Genomic DNA, 22,311 nt, shown 5'->3' with positions numbered 1-22,311 from the left:
GCCAATCGGGCACATCAGCGGGCAGGCCAAGGGCTGCCCGATTTCGCTGAGCAGCGTAAGGCCCCCTGATCATGCACGGCCCCAGACCGGGCAGGACACCGACCAAACCCGCTCCACCGACCTATAATCTAGCTTTCCCGCCGAATGCGCCGCTCGCTTCTCTTGCGCCTCTTATCGACACGGACTTTCTTAAACTCCGGACTATGCAAGTCGAACACCTCACGGGCCAGTCCGACCCTATTGAAGTTAAACCTCGTTTCCCCATCCTTCACTTTCGAGTTCCGGCGCTCCTCGGAAGCAATTGCCTTTTCTCGATCCCCCAGAAGGATCCGACCAACCTCCGCCAGATCCAAAAATCCCGCCTCTCGAAGCTCTGAGGTGAATTCAGAGACGGCTACAGATGACGCTGGTCGTCGATCTGGAAATACCCTTTCAAGGAGAGCCTGAACCGTATCGGAATTGACCTCCGATTCTTGCACCTCGGGACTCCTGAGGACCTTCTCCACAGCCGTAGCAGCGGAACGGGAAGACGACTTGAATAGCGCCTCAAAATGACGATCCCCTACATAAAGGAGCCCGCTCAGCGCATGAAAGTCCTTCACTAGGTCCTGAGGGATGCTTTCCTCGTTTTTGTAGCTCAGATAGTGCGACATGTTTGCCCAGGCATCCATTAAGATGGTGCGCACCTGGATCTCGAACTTCATCCCCTTGATGCTGTCGTAGCGCTCACCCGAATACCGATCGGACAGCTTGCAGATGTAGTGATGCGACATATATCCGAACGCAGAAGCCTCACCCTCGTTAATCTTGTCCTCTTTATCAAGGACATCAAAGATGGCAGAGATGACCTCGCCTACGCGATCGAGATCCAGCATGAATAGGCATACGATGCGCGCGCCAGCTAGATCCTCGGCCTGACCGAAAGGGTCTGCATATTCCTTTCTTTCCACCTTCTCAAGGAAACTCTCAAGCTCCTTAACTCGACTGGTGATGGAGTGCCACTTAATCCCAGCATCATTCAGTTTCTTCTTTAGGCTGAACTCTAATTCTTCACACAGTGCTTCATACTCCTTCCTTCTCGATCTATATTGGTCGGCCAGTGCGTCGTATGTCCGGATCTCCACGAACATAGAGTAGGGCCGTCGGGCGTCAGATGTAGGGACTCCGTAGAACGTGGGCATGGTCTGGGGGATCACGAGTCGGCTCCCCCAAGCCGTCTCAGTTTCCGTCTCATTCATCAGCGTTCGAAGCCGTCCACGGCGGTACAGGGAGGCTCACCCTCGAAGACCGCCCATGTACGCAGGTGAACGAGGGCGGACAACCCACGGCAGGCCACCAACAGACTTGGAGAGCATGTTGGCCGCACGAGCGCAACGCGTGCCCGTTGCGTACCCGACACCTCGGGGAACCACGGTGAACCGCAGGCTCTGTGAGAGATCAACGAGTCTCCACCAAGGTTGGCTTCCTGCAGCTCAGACGTGTTTCGGGGCTTGATCACCCGGTGATTCCCAAGCTTAGGTCTTGGCTCAGTACGGGGGCGGGATGTCGTGCGCTTCCAGCGCATCGGCGTAGCGCGCCAGCAGCTCGTCGAGGTCGGCCAGCAGAAGGCCGGCGGTTCCCTGGGCACCGACCACGTCGCCCTGGCCGAGGGCTTCCACCACCTCGGCAACGTTGCTGCGGAGGATTGAGAGTGAGTCGCCCTGGATCAGCACCCCGGGGAACCGGCGGCCGGGCAGGCGCACCACTGCGTTGTTCCCACCGTCCGTGAACAGCTCAGCCTCGACACGTTCCATGCGGTCATCCAACCTGACATCACCATCTGACATCAACGACAGCAGACAAGCACAGCGTTGGGCGGTCGTGAGCGGTTGGGCCTCGCACGGCCGAGTGCTCTGCAAGGCCCACCCGATCGAACTCCTAAAGCGGGTGTCGCAGGTTCGAATCCTGCCGGGGGCACACGACTAAGGGCCAGTTCAGAGGGTTGATCCCCTCGAACTGGCCCTTTCGCTTGATCGCGGCCGTGCCCCGCACGTGCCACTAGGAGCTCGTGTCGCCCTGCCGCTGGCGGATCATGGCTCCTAGCCGGTCGGCAATGGCGCGGTTCCGGTCGGCGGTCATGTGCTGATAGATCAGCGCCGCCCGTGCGATCCGCCTAGCGGTTCGTGCTGGATGGCTCGCCGACGGCGGCGCGCACCCAATCGTCAGCGCTGCTGGGGTCAAGAGCGGCGAGAAACTCTGTCAGCGAGCCATCCCAGCTACCTTCCGCGCTGTCGGCCGCTGCCGCGGCAACCATCTGCCGCGTCTGGTGGTCCTCGCACCGAACCAGCACCAGGGCCCCGTGCGGGCCGGCTTCGGCGAGGAGTTCGTGGGCCCGGTGCTCATCCGATCCGGTGGGCCCTCTCCGCACGCGAGCGGCGTGGACGCCACTCTTTGCGCCTTTCAGCATGGAGAACAGGCCGATGAACCCGATCATCCATGACAGCGAGACACGGATCAGGGTGGACAGGAAATCACTGGCCGACAGCACCCGAGACTCAGTTACCTTCAGCGACCCGTCGGGGTTGCGTCTGACCACGACAGCAGTCGTGCCACCCTTGCGGGCCTTCGTACGGAACCGCCGCCCGAGTGACGCCAGCATGTGCTCGGCGCGACGGTAGCTGTCGAAGCGGGCGATGACTACCGATGCTCGCCCGGCCTCCGCACCCGGGTTGGTCTCAGACGTCATCCAGGCCTCCTTCACCGCCGGTCCGTCAGCGCGCCGGCGCGGATGCCGGTCAGTCGTGCCTTGCGCCGCGGCGGAGCCTGATGACCCGCTGCAGCGGACGGTTGTTGTGCTCATCGGCCACGAGCAGCATTCTCAAGTCGGCTCTGGTCCCCCGCCAGCGGGGCTCGGCTGGACGAGCGGCCGAACCATACAGACAGCCCAATGGCGTACGCCCCCTGATCACGCTCGACCTCAACCGGGCACCTGGCGGGCTAGACGTCCCGGCGGACAAAAGCCAGGTGCGCCACGATGGCTGCCGACGCGGTCCACAGCAACAGCACCGCGCCTCCCGCCAGTGGTGTGAGATCGCCCGACTCCTGGTGCACCTGCATCAGTCTCAGCCCCGCGCGGTCCGGCAAGAGGCGGGCGAGCGGGCGTAGTCGTGACGATGCCGCAAGCAGGCTGGAGACGAGGAACAGGAGCGGCAGCAGGATGCCGAGTGCCGCGATGGACCGGCGGACCATGAAGGTGACCGATCCGGCGGACACCGCGAGCAGTGCGGCGTATACACCGGCCCCGGACACGGTTCGGATCAGGTCGCCCGGGGGCAGTGCTGCCAAGTCGGCGCCGAGCGCCCATGTGCCCACCAGCAGTGAAGCGGCTCCGGTCACAAGTCCCCAGGCCATGCCGATGCTGCCCAGCAGGACGAACTTTGCCGTCAGCAGGGTGCCCCGGCGTGGTACCGCGGCGAGTGACGTGCGAATCATGCCGGATCCGAACTCCGAACCGACCGCGAGAACCGCCAGGACGACGACGGCCAGTTGGCCGAGCTGCATCCCGGTGAAGGAGAGGCCGACGGGATCGAAGTCCATCCTGTCCGCAGGAGTGGCTCGCTGGAATTCTGGTCCGATCAAGAGGCCGAACAGAAGCGCCGTAAGCACGGTGACCGTCAAGCCGATGACGAGCAGGGCTGGGGTCGAGCGCAGCGAGCGGAGCTTGATCCATTCGGCGCCTATGGCGTCATACACGGGCGAAGACCTCGTTCCGGTCGCTGCTCGAGGAGGTGACTTCTCGATCGCCGACGGGAATCGACGCGCGATACTCCGCTGCCTCATCGGTCAGCCGCAGGTAGATGTCTTCCAACGCCGGTCGAAGTGGCGTGAGTTCGTGGATGCTGCAACCGTGCTCTGCGGCGAGGTCGCCGATCCGTCCGGAAGACAGACCAGTCACCATGGCGGTTTCCTGCCCGCCATCGCCTGCCGACCCGTCGTACTCCAGATGTGCACCCGCCTCGCGCAGAGCCTCAGCGAGGACGGGCAGCTGAGGGGAGCACAGGCGGACAGAGGTGGGTTCACGGTGCACAAGCTCGCCGATGGGGCCATCAGCGAGCACCCGGCCGCGACCGACCACCAGTACGTGGTCGGCCACGAGAGCCATTTCAGTCATCAGATGGCTCGACACAAGGACGGTCCGCCCCTCGTCGGCCAGGGCGCGTACCAGCTTTGCGGAACCAGCGAATGCCTTCCGGGTCGAGCCCGTTCACGGGCTCGTCGAGGAGGAGCACCTCCGGGTCCCCCAGCAGCGCGGCCGCGATGCCGAGCCGCTGGCGCATGCCGAGGGAGAAGCCACCGACTCGCTTGGTTGCGGCGGAGGACAGTCCCACCAGCTCCAGCACGGCGGTCACGCGCTTCGGCGGGATGCGGTGGGTTCTGGCAAGCCAGTCGAGGTGAGCACGAGGGCTGAAGCCGGGATGGACGGCCGAGGCGTCCAGCAGTGCGCCTACCGACCGCAGCGGCGACCGAAGCTCCCGGTAAGGGACGCCAAGGACGGTCGCGTAACCGGAATCCGGCTTCCCCACGCCCATGATCATGCGCAGAGTGGTGGACTTGCCCGCCCCATTGGGACCCAGAAATGCGGTGACTCGTCCTGAAGTGACATGAAAGGAGAGCTCGTTCAGTACTCGCTTGCCTTCATACGTTTTGACCAGCTCGTGTACATCGATCATTCGTCGTCTCCGGTCGGCCGGACCTGGGAACGGTCCCGGGCGCCGAGGTCGATGGTGCGGTCGGTCAGGTCCCCGGCCGGATCGGTGTGAGACACCCACACGATCGTCCGTCCCTGCTGCTTCCGGCGGCTCAGGTCGTCCACCACCGCTGTGACGGCAGCCGAGTCGAGTCCGTTGAAGGGCTCGTCGAGGAGCAGCAACTGGGGATCGTGCGCCGTTGCGCAGACATAGCCGAGCTTCTTGCGCTGTCCGAGGGACAGTTCACCTATCAATACGTCCTGACGGGCAGAGAGCCCCAGTGCGTCGACCCTCTCCAGCAGTGTCCCGATGCGCGTGCCCCAGAGCCCGGCCATCAGTGCAAGCTGCTCACGGCTGGTGAGATGTTCGTAGAGCGGCGGAGGCTGGGTGCTCTTGCCACAGCCGTTCGGACCGGTGAGCCGGACCGCCTCACCCTTCGCGACGCGCGTGGTGAGGCCGCCGAGTATCTCGGTATCGCCACCACGGACTGTCAGACCTGCGATTTCGATCATTTTACTTCTCCGAATGCCTGCTGCTCATGTGGCCGCGGTACTGGAAGGTCGCGCCTGCCCACCTGGCGGACGCAGACGGCGGAAGCCGCGAGTACGCAGACGAGAAGTGCCGCATCGACAACCTGGGTCAGGAGGCCGCCCGTGACCCGCTCGCTCAGTGCCAGGCCGACCGTCACCGGAAGGGTGAGCAGTGCCATGAGTACGCCCTCCACAACATCCGCCATCGGAGGCCGAGTTGTGCGCCCGCCCTCGAACGTCTCGGTAGCCGGAACCACGTACCAGGTGATGATCGAGGAACATCCCGCCGCGGCAGCCACGGCGGGCAGAAGCAGTAGGGCTACGCCCCACTGCGCGCCGTTCACTCCGCACAGCGTGGCTGCCCCGAGGTAGAACGGCGCGGTCAGGGCGAGGACACCGATCGCGGACGTCACGACCTTGGCCGCGGGCCAGGCTCCCGTCGGCAGGGGGGACTGGCGCAGTACGTCCCAGCAGTCGCGATCGGCCTCGATCCCGCAGATCTGCACCACTTCTCCGGTGGAGATCAGGCGGCCGCGATGAGCAGGCCGGCGAGTGCAGGAGCGGGCAGGTGCCACGGTTGCTCGTCCAGTGTCATCGCGGTGCCCGCGCAGGCTGCTCCGACGAGGATGCTCAGTCGCTGCATCCGCGCGACGCCGCCGACCACTGCCGGGTCGGCTCGACGAAGCCGGAGCCAGGTCAGGCGAAGTACCACAGCCATGGGGGAGAGTGACGGTTCCCGGCCGGTCATGTGCCCTCGTCGGTCACACGAGCTTTCGCCATGGGCAGGAGCGGCGCTCTGGGCGGTCAGGTCGCGACGAACGGTGCCATGAACTCGCAACGCGGCCACGGTCCCTGCCACCACGACAACTGTCAGGTAACCGGCGGCGGTCCACCAGAGCCGTCCAGGCGTATGCATGGCTGTCCATACATGTGGACGGGTGTTCGCGACGGCGTTCCCGAGCAGGCGCGTCACATCCGCCTCCGCCTCCCCCGGACCACCTCCCAGCAACCCGACGATCGGCGCAGCGAACACTCCCAGCAGCCAGCCGCCCACCGCGGCGAGCAGCGCCCGGGACAGATGGGCGACCCTGACGACGCGGACCATGAAGACGGAGACCAACAGGATTCGCAGGGCCGCGGCGACTGCGACCGAACCGCAAAGATTGATCAGCAGCGCGGGCAGCAGATGCCTGCCGGCCTCGGCTGCGGCGAGCCACGGGACGGCGAGCGCGCTCACCGCGAGCAGCAGCGTGAGCGCGACTCCGACGGTGGGAAGGACGAGCCGGGCGGCAACCAGGTGTCCGCGGCCGACAGGCAGCGTGCTCAGGACGGATTCGTCCTGCGGACGTACCAGAGATCGACCCAGCCCTGGCTCGACGCTGAGGAGTTGATGGAGCAGCCAGAGCACAGCGGGAGTCCAGGTCCACGCCGCCAGGTCGACACCTGCCAAGTCGTCCGGCGGCAGGAGTGTCCCCAGCATCCGGCCCAGCAGCACCAAGGCCCCGAAGCCGGCCGCCGCTCCGCAGGAGAGGACAAGTGCGGCGGCCTGTCGGCGTCGCCGCCCCCGAGCGTCGGCGCCCGTCATCAGATTGAGGCGCCTGCGGCTGTCCGCCAGACACAAGGCGGAGACGGAACGGATCCACCGGCCTGTCCGACGGGCATGAGATCCGGACACAGAGTCAGACTTCATCGGTTGCCGGCTGGGCTCGCCGCCGTATGCCACCGGTGAACCGCTCGGTCGGGCAGAGCACAGCGGCCGGGATGACCAGCGCCACGAAGATCCCGGCGATCAGATGCAGGCCGGAGGCGGCCGGAAGCTTGAGTCCCAGAAAACCCAGTGGGGCCCACCACACGCACCCACCAACGATGATCAACAGGCTGCCGGTCCGGGCGACAGCCACCAGCAGCCCGAGGACGATCAGCGCGATGCCGCTGATCAGCCACACCAGGCTGAGCAGTTGCAGGATGTCCATCACGTTTCCGGGATCTCCGGTGAGATCCTCGGAAGTCTCCACCGCGTGACGCGTCTCCTCGAGGGTGGCGCGGAAGCGGATGACGTATGCGATGGCGCAGATGCCGGCCCCCGTCGCAGCCACGCCACCCGCGATTCGGATACCCGGGTGGACCAGGCCGTCCGTGATCACGACCCAGCAACGCACAGCGAAGGCGATGAGTTTCCGGTTTCCCAGGAGGCTCATGATGAAGCGGTGAATCACAGTTCTCCGGTCGCACCGTATTCGGTACGGATGATCGGGGTGGGCAGGACAGTCAGGCGGGGAGCAGAAGCAGCGTGCTGGAGTAGAGCGCTGTGATGGAGGCCGCTATCGCCACGGCACGCGGCCACGCGACGTCCGGCACGGACCGGGCAGCCCATAGCAGCGCCGCAAAGAGCAGGACCAGCCAGGCATCGACCCGCGTCAACGCCGGCACGGCGTCAGCTGCCTCACCCCACGACAGCAGAGGCATCACGAGACACCAGCCGACCAGCTTGACGAGTACGAAGACCACCCAGGCGAAAGTGAACGTCCTTCCCAGGCGGGTGAAATCGCTCCTCGGCGCGACCCATCTGACCGCCAGAGCACCGACGACGCCGAGCAGGACCCCCAGCACCCCTACCGTCGCCATGTTGGCAAGGACCGCGGTGCCCCATCCGATCGCTGTCCCGATCTCAACGGCAACGTCGTCCAGTCAGGTTGCTCCAGTGGACATTACCCGAGCGTACGGTCGACGTTGAAACTGTCAGCGCCCGCCAAACACGGTTGAAACAGCGACTACTTGGCGGCCTTGAGGCGCATCCCTACGCACGCCGAATTGACGCCGAACTGTGGAGAATTTCAGGCTCCAACCGGTGTTGTTGTCACCGGGTATGTCCTGGCGGCCGTAGGCGATGTTCCCCACAAGCAGAAGGTTCCTGAAACCACAGACGGTTGGCCCAGACGTAGTTGGCGCCCTTGGGAACTGCGTGGAACGCCGGCGGGAACTTCGCTCCGCGGCTGCTGTGACGAAGCCGCGGCTCTACGGGCGGCGGCCTCGTCGTTGGTGGTGACTGCGCAAACGGAAACCTTGAGCAACTTCTGAGGCGGAATCATGGCCTCCATCACATTGGTCGCCGTTCGGTTCATGATCGAATTGGTGCCGACCGAGCGGGCGCCGACCCCCCGGGCTGACCTCCCGGGGCGGGGGAACCGGCGCCCAAACAACTAGATACGGGGTATTCCGCACATGACCAGTGCCATCTCCACCAAGCAGCCGCGTCGAGCGTTCCGCGGTACCAGCGCGATGTTCGTCGCCGCAGTGACCGCCGGCGCCCTCTTCGCCACCGTTGCCGGTGCCAACGCTGCACCGGCCTCCTCGCACCACACCAGCACCAGCACCAGCACCAGCACCAGCACCAGCACCACAGCGTCGGCGGACGAATCCGAGTTCACGCCTGCGGAGCAGGCTCAGGGCGCGGCCCTTGCGAAGGGCATAGCCGAACTGGGTCTGAGCGAGGACCAGTTCGCTTCGGCCCTTGATGTCGTTCTTAACCGACCGACTCCCGACCCCGAGGCTTTCCAGTCCCGCCTCGCCGCGCTTCCTGCGGAGCCGACAGCGCGCCAGATCGCGGAGGCGGCGTATCCGAACGACAGCGCAGCACAGGCCGCACTGTCGCCTCTGTTCGCCAACAAAGAGGTGCGCCACACTCTCCTGGCCCAGATCGCCGGTGGGAAGAAGGACCACAAGCTGTTCGCCGCCAGCTGGTGGGACGAGACGAAGTTCATCATCAAGTGCAGCGCCGCTATCGCCGCTGTGCTGATCTCTTTTGCACCGGCCGGTTCCAGCATCAAGGTTGTCCGGGCCGTCGCGCTGTTCAAGCGTTACGGCGCGAAGAAGACAGCGAACATCATCTGGCGTTTCGTGAACGGCAAGAGGGTTGGCTCTGCGGAGCGCGAGGCCGTGAAGGCGTTCATCGGTATTTCCGCCATCTCTGCGGCATGCAGCAGGTAAGGATGAAGTCATGACGGTTGAGCATGTGGCTGTGATCGCCCTCGTGGTAGAGGTGGCGATCATGGTGCTGGCACGATTGGGCACCGAGCGGCGTCACTGGAACCACCACAAGCGCCGCGGGCCCCTCCCGCTGAGGAAAGACGACATCACGCATGTGCCGGCGCTGTTGTATGCGCTCGCTGCTGTAGCTGTGGCGGTTGGCGCAGTGACGACTCGCGTCGAGCTGACATTGTCGGCCGTCGGCACGTTCGCCCTGTTCGGCATTCTCCTCCCGGCGTTCGCCGCCAACTCCGTCATGGTGCTGGCCACGCGAGGTCGCCCTGACACGGTCGTCCGCTGGCAGCGCGGCATCGCTTGGGCGGTGGCCGTCGGCGGTGGCCTGACATCCGCCGGCCTCGTCAGCTAGCAAGGCCGCCCGGAGCGCCGAGGGATCAGCAGCCGATCGTGCGCCTGCCCGGCCTGTGATCTGGCGCTTCGAGGAGCCGGTCCGTTGAAAGACCCCCAACCGTGAGCGGTTGGGGGTCTTTTCGCGGAGCGCCTGTCCTCAGTGAGTCACGTGGATGGCGATTTGGGAGTCCGTGGCATTCAGGAACGTCCCACTGATGTGGCCGCGGGCCTTTCGGTACTTTCCGGTGCCGCCGGTGATCGCGATGTCGAACTCGGCCTGCCCGGTGGCGGGCAGCCGGATCAGCCCCTGGGCCGCGATCTGCCCCCCGGGCAGCGAGAACGTGGCCGCGCACTGCGACTCGCTCGAACCGTCCGGTTCGACGATGAGAACCGTGCAAACGCCACCGTCGTAGCCGACCTTGACGCTGCCACGGAAGAGGTCGTCGGTGAACACCTCCTCGTCACCCTGATCGAAGCCCGGGTTGCCCAGATCGAGGTCGGTGCGCGACGTCAGGCGCGCGAGCAGGTGGATGACCTGGCCGTCACCTCCCGTAGCGATGTTGCGCGAGGTGGCCGTGGCGGCATCCGCGATCGGAAGGCCGGTGAGGACCGCGGTCAGGCCGGCGACCACGCCCAGCCTCAGAGCCATGAAACGGCGCACAGTGCGCCCCCTTTGAAACGAACGGGTGATTTAGTGACCAATCATCATCTAACGGCTATATAAACAACTCACTACCGGGCCACCCCGCCGACGCGCCCGACACCCGGCAACGCCGCCCGATCGGTCGCGTCCGCCCGGGCGCTCCGTACCCGGCACCCGGACGAACAGCGCGGCGTCCGACCCGCCCCACTGGCCCGCTCCGGATGCGAAGGCCCGGGATCGCGACGACGATCGGCTGGTGGGCACAGGTGTGCCGACGCGCCAACGAAAGGTGGGAAGAGCATGAGGGTGTTGCTGACCGTCGAGATGGACACCGAGAAGGCGAACAAGGCCATCACGGGCAAAACCTTGCCGCACACCATGAAGTCGGTGCTGGACCGGGTCAAACCGGAGGCCGCGTACTTCGGAGCGCAGGAGGGGATGCGTACCGGGTTCATCGTCTTCGACCTGAAGGAGGCGTCCGACATCCCCTCCGTCGCCGAACCGTTCTTCCAGGAGCTCGGCGCCAAGGTGAGCATCATGCCGGTGATGACCTTCGACGATGTCCAGGCCGGTCTGCAGAAGTACGGATCGAACTGAAGGCACGCACAGAATCGGTCTGGGACAGCGGTTCAGAGGCCCTCCCGCCCAGCAGGGCGGGAGGGCTTCCGTCTTGCAGCGGCGGCTCACGCCCCACCGTGCGCCACAGGCTCAGGACTTGCCGAGCCCGAGGTCGCCGATCACTCCGATCCGGATGCCCAGCCACGGATAGGTGTGGTTGTAGAACACGTTGTCCTGCGGTTGCAGTCCGACCGCCGAGGGCCACATCTGGAAGGCCGGGGCGTTGGAGACTCCGCCGTGCAGCCGCCGCCAGACCCGCGCGGAGTTCCGTCCGGTGGGGGGCGCCGTGATCGTGTCGGTCCACTCGACCGCGTTGCCGCCCTGGTCGAAAGTGCCCCACGGTGAGGTGGTCTCCGCCTGGCCGACCGTGCTGAGGCTGCCCTGGTAGAGATCGGCATATGTGAGGGGGTCCAGGCCGATCGGATTGACGGTGGAGCAGGCGACGGGCTGCAGCTGCGCCGGGCACCAGCTCGGTGCCGGCTGGCCAGAAGCGTGGTACGAGGCCAGTGGCTGGTTCGCCGCGTTGGTGACATCGCCGGTGGTGGGGTTGAGGACGGTGGGGTTGGGTGCGGTCGCGTCGCCGTCGCCGAAGACTCCCGGGTTGGTCGGGTACTTCCAGTACGAGTAGGTGCCGCCGCCGTTCGGGTCGTAATAGGCCGCCTTGATCCACTCGTCCTGGCTCGGCACGACGAAGCCGGAGTCATGGGCTCGGGTCGCATTGCGCCGGGCGAGGTCGTACATTCCGCGCTCGGTCCGGGACGACAGTCTGACCCGGTAGGTGACGTAGTTGAAGTCGCCGTTGCTGCTGGACTGCCTGGAGATCAGTCGACCGTTGTAGAGCGAGTTGACGAAGCGCGCCGCCCTGAGGAAGTTGGCGAAACCGTACGGCTTGTCCGCCCATTCTGGAAAAGCCACCGAGTAGTGCTGGCCGTTGCCGGCATCGGCGGAAAGATTGATCTGGCCGTACTTGGGCCACGCCGAAGAGCTCTCGGTCTCGTCGTAGAGATCAAGGCGATTGCGCCCCTCGGGATCGACCGTGTTCAGGAATGCCACCCACTGTTCGACGGTGACTTCGAGCTGCCCGATCTCGTAGGGATACCTGACGCCGCCGACCGTCTGACAGCCGCTCGACGTCTGCGGTGCGTCGGCGCACGACGGGTAGATGGCGTCCGTGAACGGGACCACGCCCACCGAAGGGTTACCGGGCGCGCCGACCTCGGCGGTCGTCACCGTGATGACCGCGCCCCCACGGGAGGGGTCACCCCCCGGGCCGTCCGGCCCGGCGGCAGCGGCACCGGGGCCGGCCGTGGCGGACGCGGCGAGCAGCAGCGCCGACACCCCGCACGTCGCTGCGACGGCCCTGCTGAGGCGGGTGCGGCTGGAAACGAAGTGCATGGGCATACCCTTTTCGGCCATGGCAGCCCGCTCCGCGGCAAGGTCAACGCGGAGCGGACCGACGATCACACAACGGTTGACGTCACGCTAACCCGACCCGCTACTCTCCGCTTCCGAGGCATTACGTACAGGCAGCGAGTGATGACCCTCAGGGCAGATCGCGCAGAGCCGTTCGGAGTACGGGAAATGGGAGTTGGGCTCGTGCGGTGGACCGTCCATGGCGAACGGCAGATCTACAGCAACCCGTGGGTCAACCTCTGGCTCACGGACGTCCAGCAGCCGGACGGTCACCGATTCGAGCATCACGTCGTACGGATGCGGCATCTGGCGGTGGCCGCCGTGGTCGACGAGCGCAGGCGCGTACTGATGATGTGGCGGCACCGGTTCATCACCGACACCTGGGGGTGGGAGCTGCCCATGGGCCTCATCGAGGCGGACGAGACACCTCAGCAGACCGCCGCGCGGGAGGTCGAGGAGGAGACCGGCTGGCGGGTGGAAGCCATGAAGCCCTTGGTGTACGCGCAGCCCGCGAACGGCATCACCGACTCCGAGCACCATGTCTTCCGCGCCGACGGAGCCACGTACGCGGGCCCGCCCACCGAGATGAACGAGTCGGACCGGATCGAGTGGATCCCGCTGCGGGAGATCCGCGGCCTGATCGACCGCCGGGAGATCGTCAGCGGCGGCAGCCTGGTCGGGCTGTTGTACCTGCTCCTGGACGAGGCCGGCTGATCGCAACAGAAAGGGCGTGCATTCCCCTCTCCCGGACGGCCGTTCGGGCCTAGGGTCTGCCCATGAGTCAGTACGCCACCGCGATACAGGACGCAGCCCAGGAGCAGGACCACTTCGGTCCCAGCGGGCACGACATACGCCAGCCGGTCCGTGTCCACGCCGTTCACTGGCCGGGGCCGGGTGATGAGCACTGGGACGAGGCTCGGACCATGTGCGGACGTCCGGCGGCCGGGATGGAGAAGGCCGTGCACACGGCTGCCGAACCCACCTTGTGGCATGCGCCCCGGTGGGACCGGCTGACGTGCGACGCCTGCGACGAGGCCGTGAAGGCGGCCACTGCCCCCGCCCCGCACGACTGACGGCCTCAGGCGCGGCAGATCGCCCGCATCTGGGCCGCCGCGTGGTGCGCGCCGTCGCGTTCGTCGCTGCCCCAGTCCTTGCCTCGGTCCACGAGCTGCACCGCCAGCTGCTGGTTGGTGACCGGGATCTTCTCGACGATCAGGCCACGGCCCCGCAGTGACGTCTGGTCGATCTCGAAGGACTTGATCGCACTGTCCTCGTCGTCCGGGTCGGCCAGCACCCGGTACGTCGTCGGGTCGCCCGCCACGTCCTGGTCGCGGTTGGCCTCCGGGATGACGACGGCCACCGAGCAGGTCGTGTATCCGCTGCCCACGTACCACGACCAGGTCGCCCTGCCCCCGCTGTCCTTGGTGTCGCTGCCCGACATCGGCACCGCGCTGAAGCGGCCGTCGCAGCCGTCGCCCTTGTGGCCGCCGATGTTCACCGTGTACCAGCCGTCGAAACCGTCGCTGAAGCGGCCTGTCTCGCGGTAGAGGCCGCCGCCGGTGCACCCCGGGCCCGCCCAGGCGGAGTACGAGGGCCGGACCGGGGCCCCCGGCGTGGCCGGCTTCTTCGTGGCGGAGCCGCCCGGGCTCGGGGCGGGCCTGGGTGTCGACGACGCGGTCGGGGAGGTGCCGGGCAGTGCCGTGGGGACGATGCGCTGCGGGGCGCCCCCGAAGTCGCCCGGGTCGAAGTCCGCGTCGCCGGACCCGTTCGCCTCGGTCGCTGCCGAGTCACCTACGTACAGCGTGACCGCCGAGACGACGACCGCGACCGCGGTCAGGGCAACTCCCCCCGCCAGCAGGATCTTTCCCGTACGGGAGAGGAGGGAGACTCGTCCCGCCATTGTCTCGCGGGCCACCCATGCCCCACCCATCGCCCTTGTTCCGCACTTCGGGCATCTCGTTCCGGGTAGCGAACCTCTACTGTCGCCCCCGCATCGTTCGCACGCCATGTCGCACCTGCACCAGTAGACCAACTGCTCGGTAGGTCAAGGCTGTCCACTATGCATCAGCACGACAGGCCCAGGTAGGTGTAAACGGCGGTAAGGGGGGTCAGCGGAGCTCATCAGGGCACGGAGTGCCACGCGGCAGCTGGTACGGGGCAGCCAAGCGGTACACCCCCGGCGCGGGCGCGAGCAGTTCGGTCCACTCGTCGCCCTCGGAGTCCTCCTGCGCCTTGAACAGACAGCCGTGGCGATTGACGAAGGTCTTCGCCTCGTCCTCGTCGTCCCGCTTCTTCGACGCCTCCGTCTCCTGCGGGCCCTTCACCTTCTTGCCGTGCTCGTCGACGATGCTCAGCCACGGCGAGTACGGGATCCGGATCAGCACCCGGCCCGCCGTCTTCACCTGGATCGTGAGCTCGCCCGCACCCGCCCGGTCCACGGTCGCCGGCGGGTCGGCCAGCGGCATCGGGTCCTTCACCCGGAACAGCTGCCAGTTCTCGTCGCTCCAGATCCGTGTCAGATACGGCTGGCCCTCACGCACCAGCTCCGCCTCCTGCTTCGCGCCGCTGGAGTCGGGCGAGCCCTTGGGCAGCACCACATAGTGGACCGCCCACCGGTCGAGCCAGGCGCGGTAGCCGGATGCCGTCAGCGTCCTGTCGTCGTCGTAGAAGAGCGGATTGCGCTTCATGTCGGCCTGGCGGTTCCAGCCGCGGGCCAGATTGACGTACGGCGCGAGCGCGGATGCCTCCCGGTGGCTGCTGGCGGGGACGACCTCGACCCGACCACGCTCGGCGCCTACCTGCTGGAGCCGGTTGACCAGCGGCGCGAGTTCCCGGCTCCAGGACGCGGCCGGCGCCGTACGCACCATGTCGTCCACGGCCTTGAAGCCGATCCAGAAGTTCAGGCCCGCGAAGGCGAGGACGAGCGCGTACCACTTACGGGACTTCGGCACCGTGTACGGCAGCGCCGCCAGCAGCACCACACCCGCGAAGAGCATCGGGAGCCGCGAGACGTTCGAGCCGATCTGCGAGTCGATCAGCCAGGTCAGCAGCGTGCCCAGGGTGTACACGGCCGCCGCCGCGCGGACCGTCAGCCACTCCTTGGGTACGAGGACGAAGACGAAAAGCCCGAACAGGAAGGGGAGCGACGTCGACCAGAACGACATCGGCTGCGTACCGGAGAAGGGGAACAGCCACGAGGACAGCGCCACGACGGCAACGGGGGCCAGACCGAGGGCGTAGGCGCCCGGACGGCGCCGGTTCAGGAACAGCGCCGCCGCGACCACGCCGAGGAACAGGCCCGCGACCGGACTCGACGCGGTGGCGATACCCGCGAGCGGGGCGGCCACCGCCGCCTTCGCCCAGCGTTTCATCCGCCACTTGTGCGGCCAGCAGAAGACCGCGGCGACCGCGCCGAGCGCGAACATCATGCCGAGGCCGAAGGTCACCCGGCCGGACAGCGCGTTGCAGAGGAAGGCGAAGACCCCCGCCAGCGCACAGGCCACGGGATTGCGGACGGCAGGGACGCGGACCAGGATCAGCGCGGTCAGCGCGGCCGAGACCGTACCGGCGACCATCATCGTCGAGCGGACGCCGATCAGCGACATCAGATACGGCGAGACGACGCTGTACGAGACGGGGTGCATCCCGCCGTACCAGGCGAGGTTGTACGCCGAGTCGGGATGGCGTCCGACAAACTCGGCCCAGGCGTCCTGGGCCGCGATGTCGCCACCGCTGTTGGCGAAGAAGAAGAACCAGATCAGATGGGTGAGCGCGGCGAGAGCCGTCGCGAGAAGCACGGGGTGACGGGACAGCCGGTCCCGCAGGTCGGCGAGAGGACCGGGCTCGGTGCGGCCGGGCGCGGGCAGACGTATTCGCAGCCCGGTGTCGGGGCTGCTGCCGTCCGCCTGGGTCGGCTCAGCGGTGGTCACTGCGGCTCTCTCCGTCTTCCCCGGCTGTGCCGTGGTCACCCGGCCTGCCTACCTCCGACGTGCTTTTTGCTGCTGTTCATGTTCAAGGACGCTGTCCGGGCACCTTGAAGTTGCCCCGGGACGCTAGCACGCGGGCGCCCCGTCATCTCGGGACGCCCGCGTGACGTGACGGCGTCTGGGCCCTGCCCGGCCGGACCAGGCCCTGTACCTAGCCGAGCCGGGTCAGCTTGTCGCCGAATCCAGGTTCCGCCAGGTCCTGCTGGAGCGCGACCGGGGCGGTCACCTTGCCCGTGCCCGAACCGACCGAGACCTGGCCGACGACCGTGCCCGACTTCGCGCTGTGCGGGATCTTGTTGCCGGCGTCGTCGATCGCGATCTGGACCTGGAGACCGGCCCAGCCGACCGCCTTGAGGTCCTTCGTGGCGACAACGGCCACCCGGCCCCCGAGGCCGTCCTCGATATGACCGACGACCTCACCCTTCTTGATGACGGTCGCGGATGTGACGCCCTCCTGGGCGGCCTTGATCAGCTGCAGGCTGTAGGTCTTGACCGCCAGCGTCAGCTTCTCGTGCAGCAGCGCCGCGTTCTGTGCGCCCATCACCGCGCCGACGATCCGGCGGTTCTTGCCGTCGACGATCGTGTTGGCAGTCCACAGCAGATTGCCTCCGGCCGGGGTGGACGAGCCGGTCTTGATGCCGCTCACGCCCGGCTCGAGGAGGATCGTGTTGTTGTTCTCGATCCGCCCTTCGATGCCCGGGATGGTGATGTTGGGCGTGTTGACGATGTCGCGGAAGATGTCGTTCTGCAGCACCGCCCTGGCCAGCTTGAGCTGGTCCTGCGGGGTGGACACGGTGGTGGCCTTCAGGCCGCTCGGGTCCGTGTAGGTGCTGTTGGTCATGCCGAGCTTCTTGGCGGCGTCATTCATCTTCTTGACGAACTCGGCCTCGGACTTCGAGTCCCAGCGGGCGAGGAGACGCGCGGCGTTGTTCCCGGACGGGATCATCAGCAGCTGAAGCATCTGCTTCTCGGTGAACTGCTGCCCCTGGGACACCCGCGCGGTCGACTCGTCCTCGATCTTGGACTCGTCCTCCGCCTGCTGATCGACGGTGATCTTCTCCCCGACCTGCTTCCCGGAGATCGGGTGCTCCTGGAGGATCACGTACGCCGTCATCGTCTTCGCGACGCTCGCGATCGGGGCGGGCTTCTGCGCGCCGTACGTGCCGATGCTGCCGACGCCCTCGACCTCGACCGCGCCCTGGCCCTCACCGGGCCACGGCATGTTCAGCTTTCCGCCCTTGAAGGTGAAGGTGGGCTCGGCGGAGAGCGAGAGCTTGGGGTCGGGGAGCGGACGGAAAGCCTGTACAACCGCAAAGACGATCAGGAGCAGGACGACCAGCGGCGTCCAGATCTTGACTCGCCGCATGACGGTGCGGACGGGAGTCTGGGGAGGCGGCGGGGTGTTCGTGAGCTCGGCGAGAAGATCGAGCGGCGGCAGCGGGGGCATGGGCTGCTGCTTGGTCCGCTCGGCCTCGGTGAGCGAGGCGGGCGCGGACTCCGATGCGGCTGCTTCGGGCCTGCTCGGGGCGGGCGGCGTCCGTACGTCGTCGGTCCGCAGCGGCACGAAGGTACTGCTCCGCTCGGCGGGGGCCTCGGGGCGGGGCGCCGGGGACACCTTGAGTGCGGTGGTGGGGTGGTCGACGGCGGGCCGGCGGGGGGCCTTGAAGACGGCGGTGGCCTGATCGACGGGCGGCTTGGCCGGAGCGTTTGCTTCCGCAGACTTGGTGGGAGGTGGGGTGGCTTCGCCCTTGCCCTCGCCCTTGTCCTCGTCCTTGCCCTCGTCCTCGTCCTCGCCGGACGGCTTGGTGTCGGGCTTCACCGCGGGCGCGTCGGCATCGGCGTCGGCGGACGGAGCAGTGGCTTCGTCGCCGGCCTCGACCTCGGGGGCCGCGTCGGCCTCGTCGGCTGCCGCGGGCTCGGGCTCAGCAGGCGTGGACTTTGCGTCTGTGGACGCGTCCTCGTCGCCCTCAGACGCCTCCTCACGCTCCTCGGCATCCGGAACCTCGACGTCCGCGTCTTCGGCGACCAGAGGGGCCTCCACGTCCGCGTCCGCGGCAACCGGAGCCTTGTCCTCGTCCGCGTCATCCCGGACCGGAGCTCCGTCCACGTCCGACACCTCGGCGTCCGCGACCTCCGCGGTCTCCGCCACCGGGGTCTCATCGGCGTCCGCATCATCGGCGTCGGCAACCGGAGCGGCCTGCGCGTCCGCGTCCTCCGCATCCTCCGCGTCCTCCGCAGCCGGAGCGGCCTTCTCGTCCGGCGCGACATCCCCGTCGCCGGCCACCCACGCCGCCACCGCGGCCCGCAGCCTCACGTCGTTCGCCACGGAACCCGACTCCGTGCCCGGCTCGGCCTCCGGCTCGGAGGCCGTCCGCTCCGCCGGCAGCTTGAAGACCGCCGTCGCTTGGTCCACCTGGGGAGCCGTCGCCCCCGGAGATGCCTGCCGGAACACGGCGAGGCGCGGGTCGCGCTCACCCGAAGTCGTCTCCCCCGACGACTTCCGCTGCTCCGACTTGTCGGGGGACTCGCCCGCCACCGTGCCTCCTCCATGAGTCTTGCGTCATGCGCTCTTGGGCCATACGTACGTACTCACAGGCATCCTCACGCGACAGCCCGTGTTGTCCGAACCATCTACCAGTGTCCTGTGTGAGAGCCCCGCTCCCGGGCCTAGACGAGAACGACATACCTGCCGGTTCCCTCAGAAAGCACCCAGGCGCTCTCGACAGACCAATGTGAGAGGGGTCACCCTGTCGTACATCCACGCGGGGAGGCATGGATGGGCAGGAGCCGCAGAACACTTCCGGAGGAGCTTCTGTTGCTCGCTCTGGACCCGGCCACGGGTACCACAGCGCAGCCGCAGTCGCTCGACCTCGGCCTGGCCGGAGCCCAGCTAGTAGAGCTGGCTCTGGCAGGACGGATAGCCCCAGACGGGGATCGTATCGCCGTGGTGATGCCACGGCCGACAGGAGATCCGACTTTGGACTCCGCACTGGAACTGCTGCGCAGACGCGGCAGTCCGGTCCGGGCTGTTCACTGGATCGGCGGGCCCCGACTGGGGCTGCGCCAGATTTACCTCTCGCATCTGGAGCGGTGCGGCATGGTGCATGCCGTGGCGGGCCAGATGTGCGGAGTGCTGCCGACGACTCGCTACCAGGCGACGGACACGGCAATCAGCCGGGACATCAGAGCCAGGCTGGACAGTGCGATCCGCACCGGCGTACCGCCGGACCCGCGGACCGCGGCGCTCGCCGCACTGGCCCACGCGGTCGGACTCGGCAAGCACCTGTACCCCGGCAACGAGGGGCGTTCCTCGAGGTCCCGTCTGCGGGATCTCATCAGGCACGACCCGATGGGCGGCCTCGTGGCGCACGCCGTGATGGACGTCCAGAACGGTGTGGCCGCTCAGCCGCGCCGTAATCCCACCGCGGTGAACGGCACCAGGCAGCCGGCAGCCGTGGCGGCGATGCAACCGCGCCGCGGAACCATGGCCCGCGTCGCCTTGCACTGACACGGAAGCAGCAGTAAAAGCACCACCCGTAAGACCGCCGCACCGACGTCCCCACTGACCCGGTTCGGGAGCCGCACAGAACGCGCGGGGCAGCCTTGTCGCTGCCCCGCGCGTTCGCACATGACGCCTGTGTAGCCATTTCGCCGCGCAGCCACGACCATTGGTGGCAGTCTGCTGAGCGGTAGATACGCTCAGCTACGCAGCCGGAGGTGCAGTTTCCGTGGCGTCCAATGTCAACCCCACCGTCAGGCGACGCCGTTTGGGACAGGAGCTGCGCCGGCTCCGCGAGCTGAAGGGCATGACGGCCGAGGAGGTGGCGGAGCGTCTGCTCGTCTCCCAGTCGAAGATCAGCCGCCTGGAGAACGGCCGCCGTTCCATCAGTCAGCGCGATGTCCGCGACCTGTGCGGAGTGTACGAGGTCGAGGACCACCGGATCGTCGACTCGCTGATGCAAATGGCCAAGGACTCCCGCCAGCAGGGCTGGTGGCACGCCTTCGGCGACATCCCGTACAGCGTCTACATCGGCCTGGAGACCGACGCGGCGAGTCTTCGGGTGTACGAATCGCTGATCGTTCCCGGTCTGCTGCAGACGCGTGAGTACGCGCAGGCGGTGATCGAGGGGATGTGGCCCGAAGCCACGCCCAGCGAGATCGACAAACGCATCCAGATCCGCCTCAAGCGCCAGGATCGCCTGACGGACCCGGTCAACCCTCTCCGCTTCTGGGCGGTGATCGACGAGGCACTGCTGAGACGCGTCGTCGGCAATCGGCAGATCATGACCGACCAGCTCCTGCATCTCGCGCAGTTGAGTGAACAGCCGCACGTCACGCTGCAGGTCCTGCCGTACGACGTCGGGGCTCATCCCGGTATGTACGGCAAGTTCGCCATCCTTGAGTTTCAGGAGGCGATGGACGCAAGCGTCGTCTACCTGGAGGGGGTCACCAGCGATCTCTACCTGGAGAAGGCCAACGACGTCCAGAGCTACGCCGTGATGTACGAGCACCTGCGAGCCAAGGCACTGAGCGCCGAGCAATCCCGCGAGTTCATTCACAAGGTGGCGGAGAGCTGCTGCCCGTGATCAAGCAACAAGCTTAGGGGCGCGCACGATACACCCGCGCATCCTCAACTGAGAAGATCTCGATGGAATATGCCATCCAGATGGGTGAACGCCGCATGTCTCCAATGATGTTGCGGCGTAGCGTCGCCCGCAGAGCCGCTGCAATCAGCGGCTGGGCGCGCAAGCCCAACAACTGGCACAACCATCGGAGTCACCATGCTGATTCGGCACGATGCGCTGACGGAATGGACCAAGTCCTCGTACTCCGCCGTCAACGGAGACTGTGTGGAGGTCAAGGCAGAGAGCGCCGCCACCGTCGCGGTCCGCGATTCGAAGGAGCCTCGAAGGGGAGTCCTCGACTTCACCGCCGAGACGTGGTCGGCGTTCGTCCTTGACGTCAGCCGAACCACGCCGCGCGGTGCGTGACTTGAGCCGTACACCCACCTCGTAGACAGCCCGAGTCAAGCCCTCTCGACTGGTCCGCCGTCCTGGCCGAGGGGGCTGGTTGCTGTCCGGCCGTCCAGTCGGCCGCAGGCTCAGCGCAGTTGGTCGACGTAACGGTCGGTGCCGGGGACCGTGGGGATGAAGGGAGCCACGAGCTCCACCCGCCCGAGCCCCGATTCGACGACCGCCACGTCGAGGCCTGCGAATGCAGAGTCCCAGCGCTCCCTCGGGTCCTCCTCGAGGAACCACAGCAGCGTCAGCCGGGTGTCCACGCCCTCGACCTGTTTCACATAGGTCATCCGGTCGCCGGGCAGTGGCGTCGGCCGGAAGACGGTCACCATCGCCGCGCACGATCCGGACAGCCGCTTGGGCAGATGCTTCGTACGCAGCCACTCAAGGAGCTCCGCCCGCTGCTCGGGTCCCTCCGCGTCGATCACCTCGACGACCAGGCCCGCGTAGGGATGGTCCAGCGCGTGATAGTCGCGCGGGCCGGCCGCCCCGTCCCGGTAGACGGTCGCCTCGTGGTCCTGGAATGCGGTGAAGACATGGGTACGGTCCTGGTAGACGCGGCCGTCCCGGTTGAGCCGCTTGTTGATCCCGACGGTCCACTTCATGTGGTCGGCGTAGCGTCCGTCGGTGATCCAGTACGTGGAGATGTAGCAGCCCGCGGTGACGGGCTGGGCGACGGCCGACTTCTCCGGGTAGCGCAGCAGTTGGAGTTCCCGCGTGGCGACCCAGCGCCGTCCCGCGTACATCCAGGGCATGGCCATGGCGCCCGCGTAGTAGTGGTCGTCCTCGTACCAGCGGTTGTACGCGTACTCCTGGCCCGGGTGCGGTTCGACCATGGTGATCAGGGCGTGGCCGGGGCGCACCCCGTAGGGACCGACGCCCGCCAGCTCTGCGTACACCTCCGACCGAGTGTCCTCGCTCACGACGCTCCCCTTCCTTCCTCCGGTGGAGGCACCTACTCTGACGCCCCGTCAGAAGAACTGCCAGAGCCGGGAGGCGCCC

Annotated in this window: 25 protein-coding genes; 8 read left to right on the top strand and 17 right to left on the bottom strand. The window is 66.9% G+C overall.

The window, feature by feature from the left end; all coding sequences use genetic code 11:
* Window positions 1-128: 128 nt before the first annotated feature.
* The 11 genes from OHA61_RS22050 to OHA61_RS22000 form a co-directional block, all read right to left on the bottom strand.
* Window positions 129-1,196: a GTP pyrophosphokinase family protein gene (locus OHA61_RS22050; RefSeq protein ID WP_406304474.1), complete on the bottom strand. Its 1,068-nt coding sequence runs from the start codon at window positions 1,194-1,196 to the stop codon at window positions 129-131.
* A gap of 330 nt (window positions 1,197-1,526) precedes the next feature.
* Entirely contained in the window at window positions 1,527-1,793 is a 267-nt protein-coding gene (locus OHA61_RS22045) for a DUF6959 family protein (protein ID WP_406304473.1), read from the bottom strand.
* A gap of 359 nt (window positions 1,794-2,152) precedes the next feature.
* Window positions 2,153-2,725, bottom strand: coding sequence for a hypothetical protein (locus OHA61_RS22040; RefSeq protein WP_406304472.1), 573 nt, complete (start codon window positions 2,723-2,725; stop codon window positions 2,153-2,155).
* Between the two features lie 251 nt (window positions 2,726-2,976).
* On the bottom strand, window positions 2,977-3,732 hold the full coding sequence (locus OHA61_RS22035) for an ABC transporter permease (protein ID WP_406304471.1): 756 nt from the start codon (window positions 3,730-3,732) through the stop codon (window positions 2,977-2,979).
* A complete protein-coding gene (locus tag OHA61_RS22030; protein WP_406304470.1) occupies window positions 3,725-4,132 on the bottom strand; it encodes a hypothetical protein in 408 nt (135 codons plus the stop codon). The genes OHA61_RS22035 and OHA61_RS22030 overlap by 8 nt, the downstream gene beginning before the upstream one ends.
* 10 nt (window positions 4,133-4,142) lie before the next feature.
* Window positions 4,143-4,709, bottom strand: coding sequence for an ATP-binding cassette domain-containing protein (locus tag OHA61_RS22025; RefSeq protein WP_406304469.1), 567 nt, complete (start codon window positions 4,707-4,709; stop codon window positions 4,143-4,145).
* Window positions 4,706-5,239 (bottom strand): ATP-binding cassette domain-containing protein, encoded by a 534-nt coding sequence (locus OHA61_RS22020; protein ID WP_406304468.1) that lies wholly within the window; start codon window positions 5,237-5,239, stop codon window positions 4,706-4,708. Before OHA61_RS22020 ends, OHA61_RS22025 begins: the two co-directional genes overlap by 4 nt.
* Complete coding sequence (locus tag OHA61_RS22015) at window positions 5,236-5,763, bottom strand: hypothetical protein (RefSeq protein ID WP_406304467.1); 528 nt, start codon at window positions 5,761-5,763, stop codon at window positions 5,236-5,238. Before OHA61_RS22015 ends, OHA61_RS22020 begins: the two co-directional genes overlap by 4 nt.
* A 17-nt stretch (window positions 5,764-5,780) precedes the next feature.
* Window positions 5,781-6,842, bottom strand: a complete 1,062-nt coding sequence (locus OHA61_RS22010; RefSeq protein ID WP_406304466.1) for a hypothetical protein — start codon at window positions 6,840-6,842, stop codon at window positions 5,781-5,783.
* A gap of 94 nt (window positions 6,843-6,936) precedes the next feature.
* Window positions 6,937-7,455, bottom strand: coding sequence for a hypothetical protein (locus OHA61_RS22005; protein ID WP_406304465.1), 519 nt, complete (start codon window positions 7,453-7,455; stop codon window positions 6,937-6,939).
* 70 nt (window positions 7,456-7,525) lie between these two features.
* A complete protein-coding gene (locus OHA61_RS22000; protein ID WP_406304464.1) occupies window positions 7,526-7,882 on the bottom strand; it encodes a hypothetical protein in 357 nt (118 codons plus the stop codon).
* Between the two features lie 597 nt (window positions 7,883-8,479).
* Between OHA61_RS22000 and OHA61_RS21995 the strand changes: the two genes are divergently transcribed.
* Together OHA61_RS21995 and OHA61_RS21990 are read left to right on the top strand one after the other, a co-directional pair.
* Window positions 8,480-9,244: a hypothetical protein gene (locus OHA61_RS21995; protein ID WP_406304463.1), complete on the top strand. Its 765-nt coding sequence runs from the start codon at window positions 8,480-8,482 to the stop codon at window positions 9,242-9,244.
* 10 nt (window positions 9,245-9,254) lie between these two features.
* Complete coding sequence (locus tag OHA61_RS21990) at window positions 9,255-9,650, top strand: hypothetical protein (protein ID WP_324984643.1); 396 nt, start codon at window positions 9,255-9,257, stop codon at window positions 9,648-9,650.
* Between the two features lie 138 nt (window positions 9,651-9,788).
* Here OHA61_RS21990 and OHA61_RS21985 read toward each other — a convergent pair whose 3' ends face one another.
* A complete protein-coding gene (locus tag OHA61_RS21985; protein ID WP_406304462.1) occupies window positions 9,789-10,262 on the bottom strand; it encodes an allene oxide cyclase barrel-like domain-containing protein in 474 nt (157 codons plus the stop codon).
* Window positions 10,263-10,574: 312 nt separating this feature from the next.
* On the opposite strand from OHA61_RS21985, the gene OHA61_RS21980 reads away from it, so the two are divergent.
* Window positions 10,575-10,871, top strand: coding sequence for a DUF3303 family protein (locus tag OHA61_RS21980; RefSeq protein WP_324984637.1), 297 nt, complete (start codon window positions 10,575-10,577; stop codon window positions 10,869-10,871).
* Between the two features lie 111 nt (window positions 10,872-10,982).
* Here OHA61_RS21980 and OHA61_RS21975 read toward each other — a convergent pair whose 3' ends face one another.
* Window positions 10,983-12,287 (bottom strand): hypothetical protein, encoded by a 1,305-nt coding sequence (locus OHA61_RS21975; RefSeq protein ID WP_406304461.1) that lies wholly within the window; start codon window positions 12,285-12,287, stop codon window positions 10,983-10,985.
* Window positions 12,288-12,488: 201 nt separating this feature from the next.
* Between OHA61_RS21975 and OHA61_RS21970 the strand changes: the two genes are divergently transcribed.
* The gene (locus OHA61_RS21970; RefSeq protein ID WP_324984752.1) at window positions 12,489-13,019 is read left to right on the top strand and encodes an NUDIX hydrolase; all 531 of its coding nucleotides are present in this window, start codon (window positions 12,489-12,491) and stop codon (window positions 13,017-13,019) included.
* A 62-nt stretch (window positions 13,020-13,081) separates the two neighbouring features.
* Window positions 13,082-13,378: a hypothetical protein gene (locus OHA61_RS21965; RefSeq protein WP_406304460.1), complete on the top strand. Its 297-nt coding sequence runs from the start codon at window positions 13,082-13,084 to the stop codon at window positions 13,376-13,378.
* A gap of 5 nt (window positions 13,379-13,383) precedes the next feature.
* Here the strand turns inward: OHA61_RS21965 and OHA61_RS21960 are convergent, their stop codons facing one another.
* The 3 genes from OHA61_RS21960 to OHA61_RS21950 form a co-directional block, all read right to left on the bottom strand.
* Window positions 13,384-14,220 carry an adhesin gene (locus OHA61_RS21960; protein WP_406304459.1) on the bottom strand — a complete coding sequence of 279 codons (837 nt, stop codon included), beginning with the start codon at window positions 14,218-14,220 and terminating at the stop codon, window positions 13,384-13,386.
* Between the two features lie 193 nt (window positions 14,221-14,413).
* Window positions 14,414-16,234 carry an MFS transporter gene (locus OHA61_RS21955; RefSeq protein ID WP_406304458.1) on the bottom strand — a complete coding sequence of 607 codons (1,821 nt, stop codon included), beginning with the start codon at window positions 16,232-16,234 and terminating at the stop codon, window positions 14,414-14,416.
* Window positions 16,235-16,442: 208 nt separating this feature from the next.
* Entirely contained in the window at window positions 16,443-18,827 is a 2,385-nt protein-coding gene (locus OHA61_RS21950; RefSeq protein WP_406304457.1) for a serine hydrolase, read from the bottom strand.
* Between the two features lie 240 nt (window positions 18,828-19,067).
* On the opposite strand from OHA61_RS21950, the gene OHA61_RS21945 reads away from it, so the two are divergent.
* The 3 genes from OHA61_RS21945 (at window position 19,068) to OHA61_RS21935 (ending at window position 21,282) form a co-directional block, all read left to right on the top strand.
* Window positions 19,068-19,799, top strand: coding sequence for a GPP34 family phosphoprotein (locus OHA61_RS21945; RefSeq protein WP_266489671.1), 732 nt, complete (start codon window positions 19,068-19,070; stop codon window positions 19,797-19,799).
* A 220-nt stretch (window positions 19,800-20,019) separates the two neighbouring features.
* The gene (locus OHA61_RS21940) at window positions 20,020-20,877 is read left to right on the top strand and encodes a helix-turn-helix domain-containing protein (protein WP_406304456.1); all 858 of its coding nucleotides are present in this window, start codon (window positions 20,020-20,022) and stop codon (window positions 20,875-20,877) included.
* 195 nt (window positions 20,878-21,072) lie between these two features.
* Window positions 21,073-21,282, top strand: coding sequence for a DUF397 domain-containing protein (locus tag OHA61_RS21935; RefSeq protein ID WP_266489668.1), 210 nt, complete (start codon window positions 21,073-21,075; stop codon window positions 21,280-21,282).
* A 110-nt stretch (window positions 21,283-21,392) separates the two neighbouring features.
* Here the strand turns inward: OHA61_RS21935 and OHA61_RS21930 are convergent, their stop codons facing one another.
* The gene (locus OHA61_RS21930; RefSeq protein ID WP_406304455.1) at window positions 21,393-22,232 is read right to left on the bottom strand and encodes a hypothetical protein; all 840 of its coding nucleotides are present in this window, start codon (window positions 22,230-22,232) and stop codon (window positions 21,393-21,395) included.
* Window positions 22,233-22,311 lie beyond the last annotated feature (79 nt).

Source organism: Streptomyces sp. NBC_00885, assembly GCF_045207475.1.
Lineage (GTDB): Bacteria > Actinomycetota > Actinomycetes > Streptomycetales > Streptomycetaceae > Streptomyces.
This window is presented reverse-complemented; position numbering and strand designations above follow the sequence as displayed.

Coding starts and splice junctions, on each gene's coding strand:
- OHA61_RS22040 (WP_406304472.1), bottom strand. CDS start 2,725: ATGACGTCTGAGACCAACCCGGGTGCGGAGGCCGGGCGAGCATCGGTA.
- OHA61_RS21990 (WP_324984643.1), top strand. CDS start 9,255: ATGACGGTTGAGCATGTGGCTGTGATCGCCCTCGTGGTAGAGGTGGCG.
- OHA61_RS22025 (WP_406304469.1), bottom strand. CDS start 4,709: ATGATCGATGTACACGAGCTGGTCAAAACGTATGAAGGCAAGCGAGTA.
- OHA61_RS21995 (WP_406304463.1), top strand. CDS start 8,480: ATGACCAGTGCCATCTCCACCAAGCAGCCGCGTCGAGCGTTCCGCGGT.
- OHA61_RS22020 (WP_406304468.1), bottom strand. CDS start 5,239: ATGATCGAAATCGCAGGTCTGACAGTCCGTGGTGGCGATACCGAGATA.
- OHA61_RS21935 (WP_266489668.1), top strand. CDS start 21,073: ATGCTGATTCGGCACGATGCGCTGACGGAATGGACCAAGTCCTCGTAC.
- OHA61_RS21945 (WP_266489671.1), top strand. CDS start 19,068: ATGGGCAGGAGCCGCAGAACACTTCCGGAGGAGCTTCTGTTGCTCGCT.
- OHA61_RS22045 (WP_406304473.1), bottom strand. CDS start 1,793: ATGGAACGTGTCGAGGCTGAGCTGTTCACGGACGGTGGGAACAACGCA.
- OHA61_RS22000 (WP_406304464.1), bottom strand. CDS start 7,882: ATGGCGACGGTAGGGGTGCTGGGGGTCCTGCTCGGCGTCGTCGGTGCT.
- OHA61_RS21980 (WP_324984637.1), top strand. CDS start 10,575: ATGAGGGTGTTGCTGACCGTCGAGATGGACACCGAGAAGGCGAACAAG.
- OHA61_RS21965 (WP_406304460.1), top strand. CDS start 13,082: ATGAGTCAGTACGCCACCGCGATACAGGACGCAGCCCAGGAGCAGGAC.
- OHA61_RS22010 (WP_406304466.1), bottom strand. CDS start 6,842: ATGACGGGCGCCGACGCTCGGGGGCGGCGACGCCGACAGGCCGCCGCA.
- OHA61_RS22005 (WP_406304465.1), bottom strand. CDS start 7,455: ATGAGCCTCCTGGGAAACCGGAAACTCATCGCCTTCGCTGTGCGTTGC.
- OHA61_RS21975 (WP_406304461.1), bottom strand. CDS start 12,287: ATGCACTTCGTTTCCAGCCGCACCCGCCTCAGCAGGGCCGTCGCAGCG.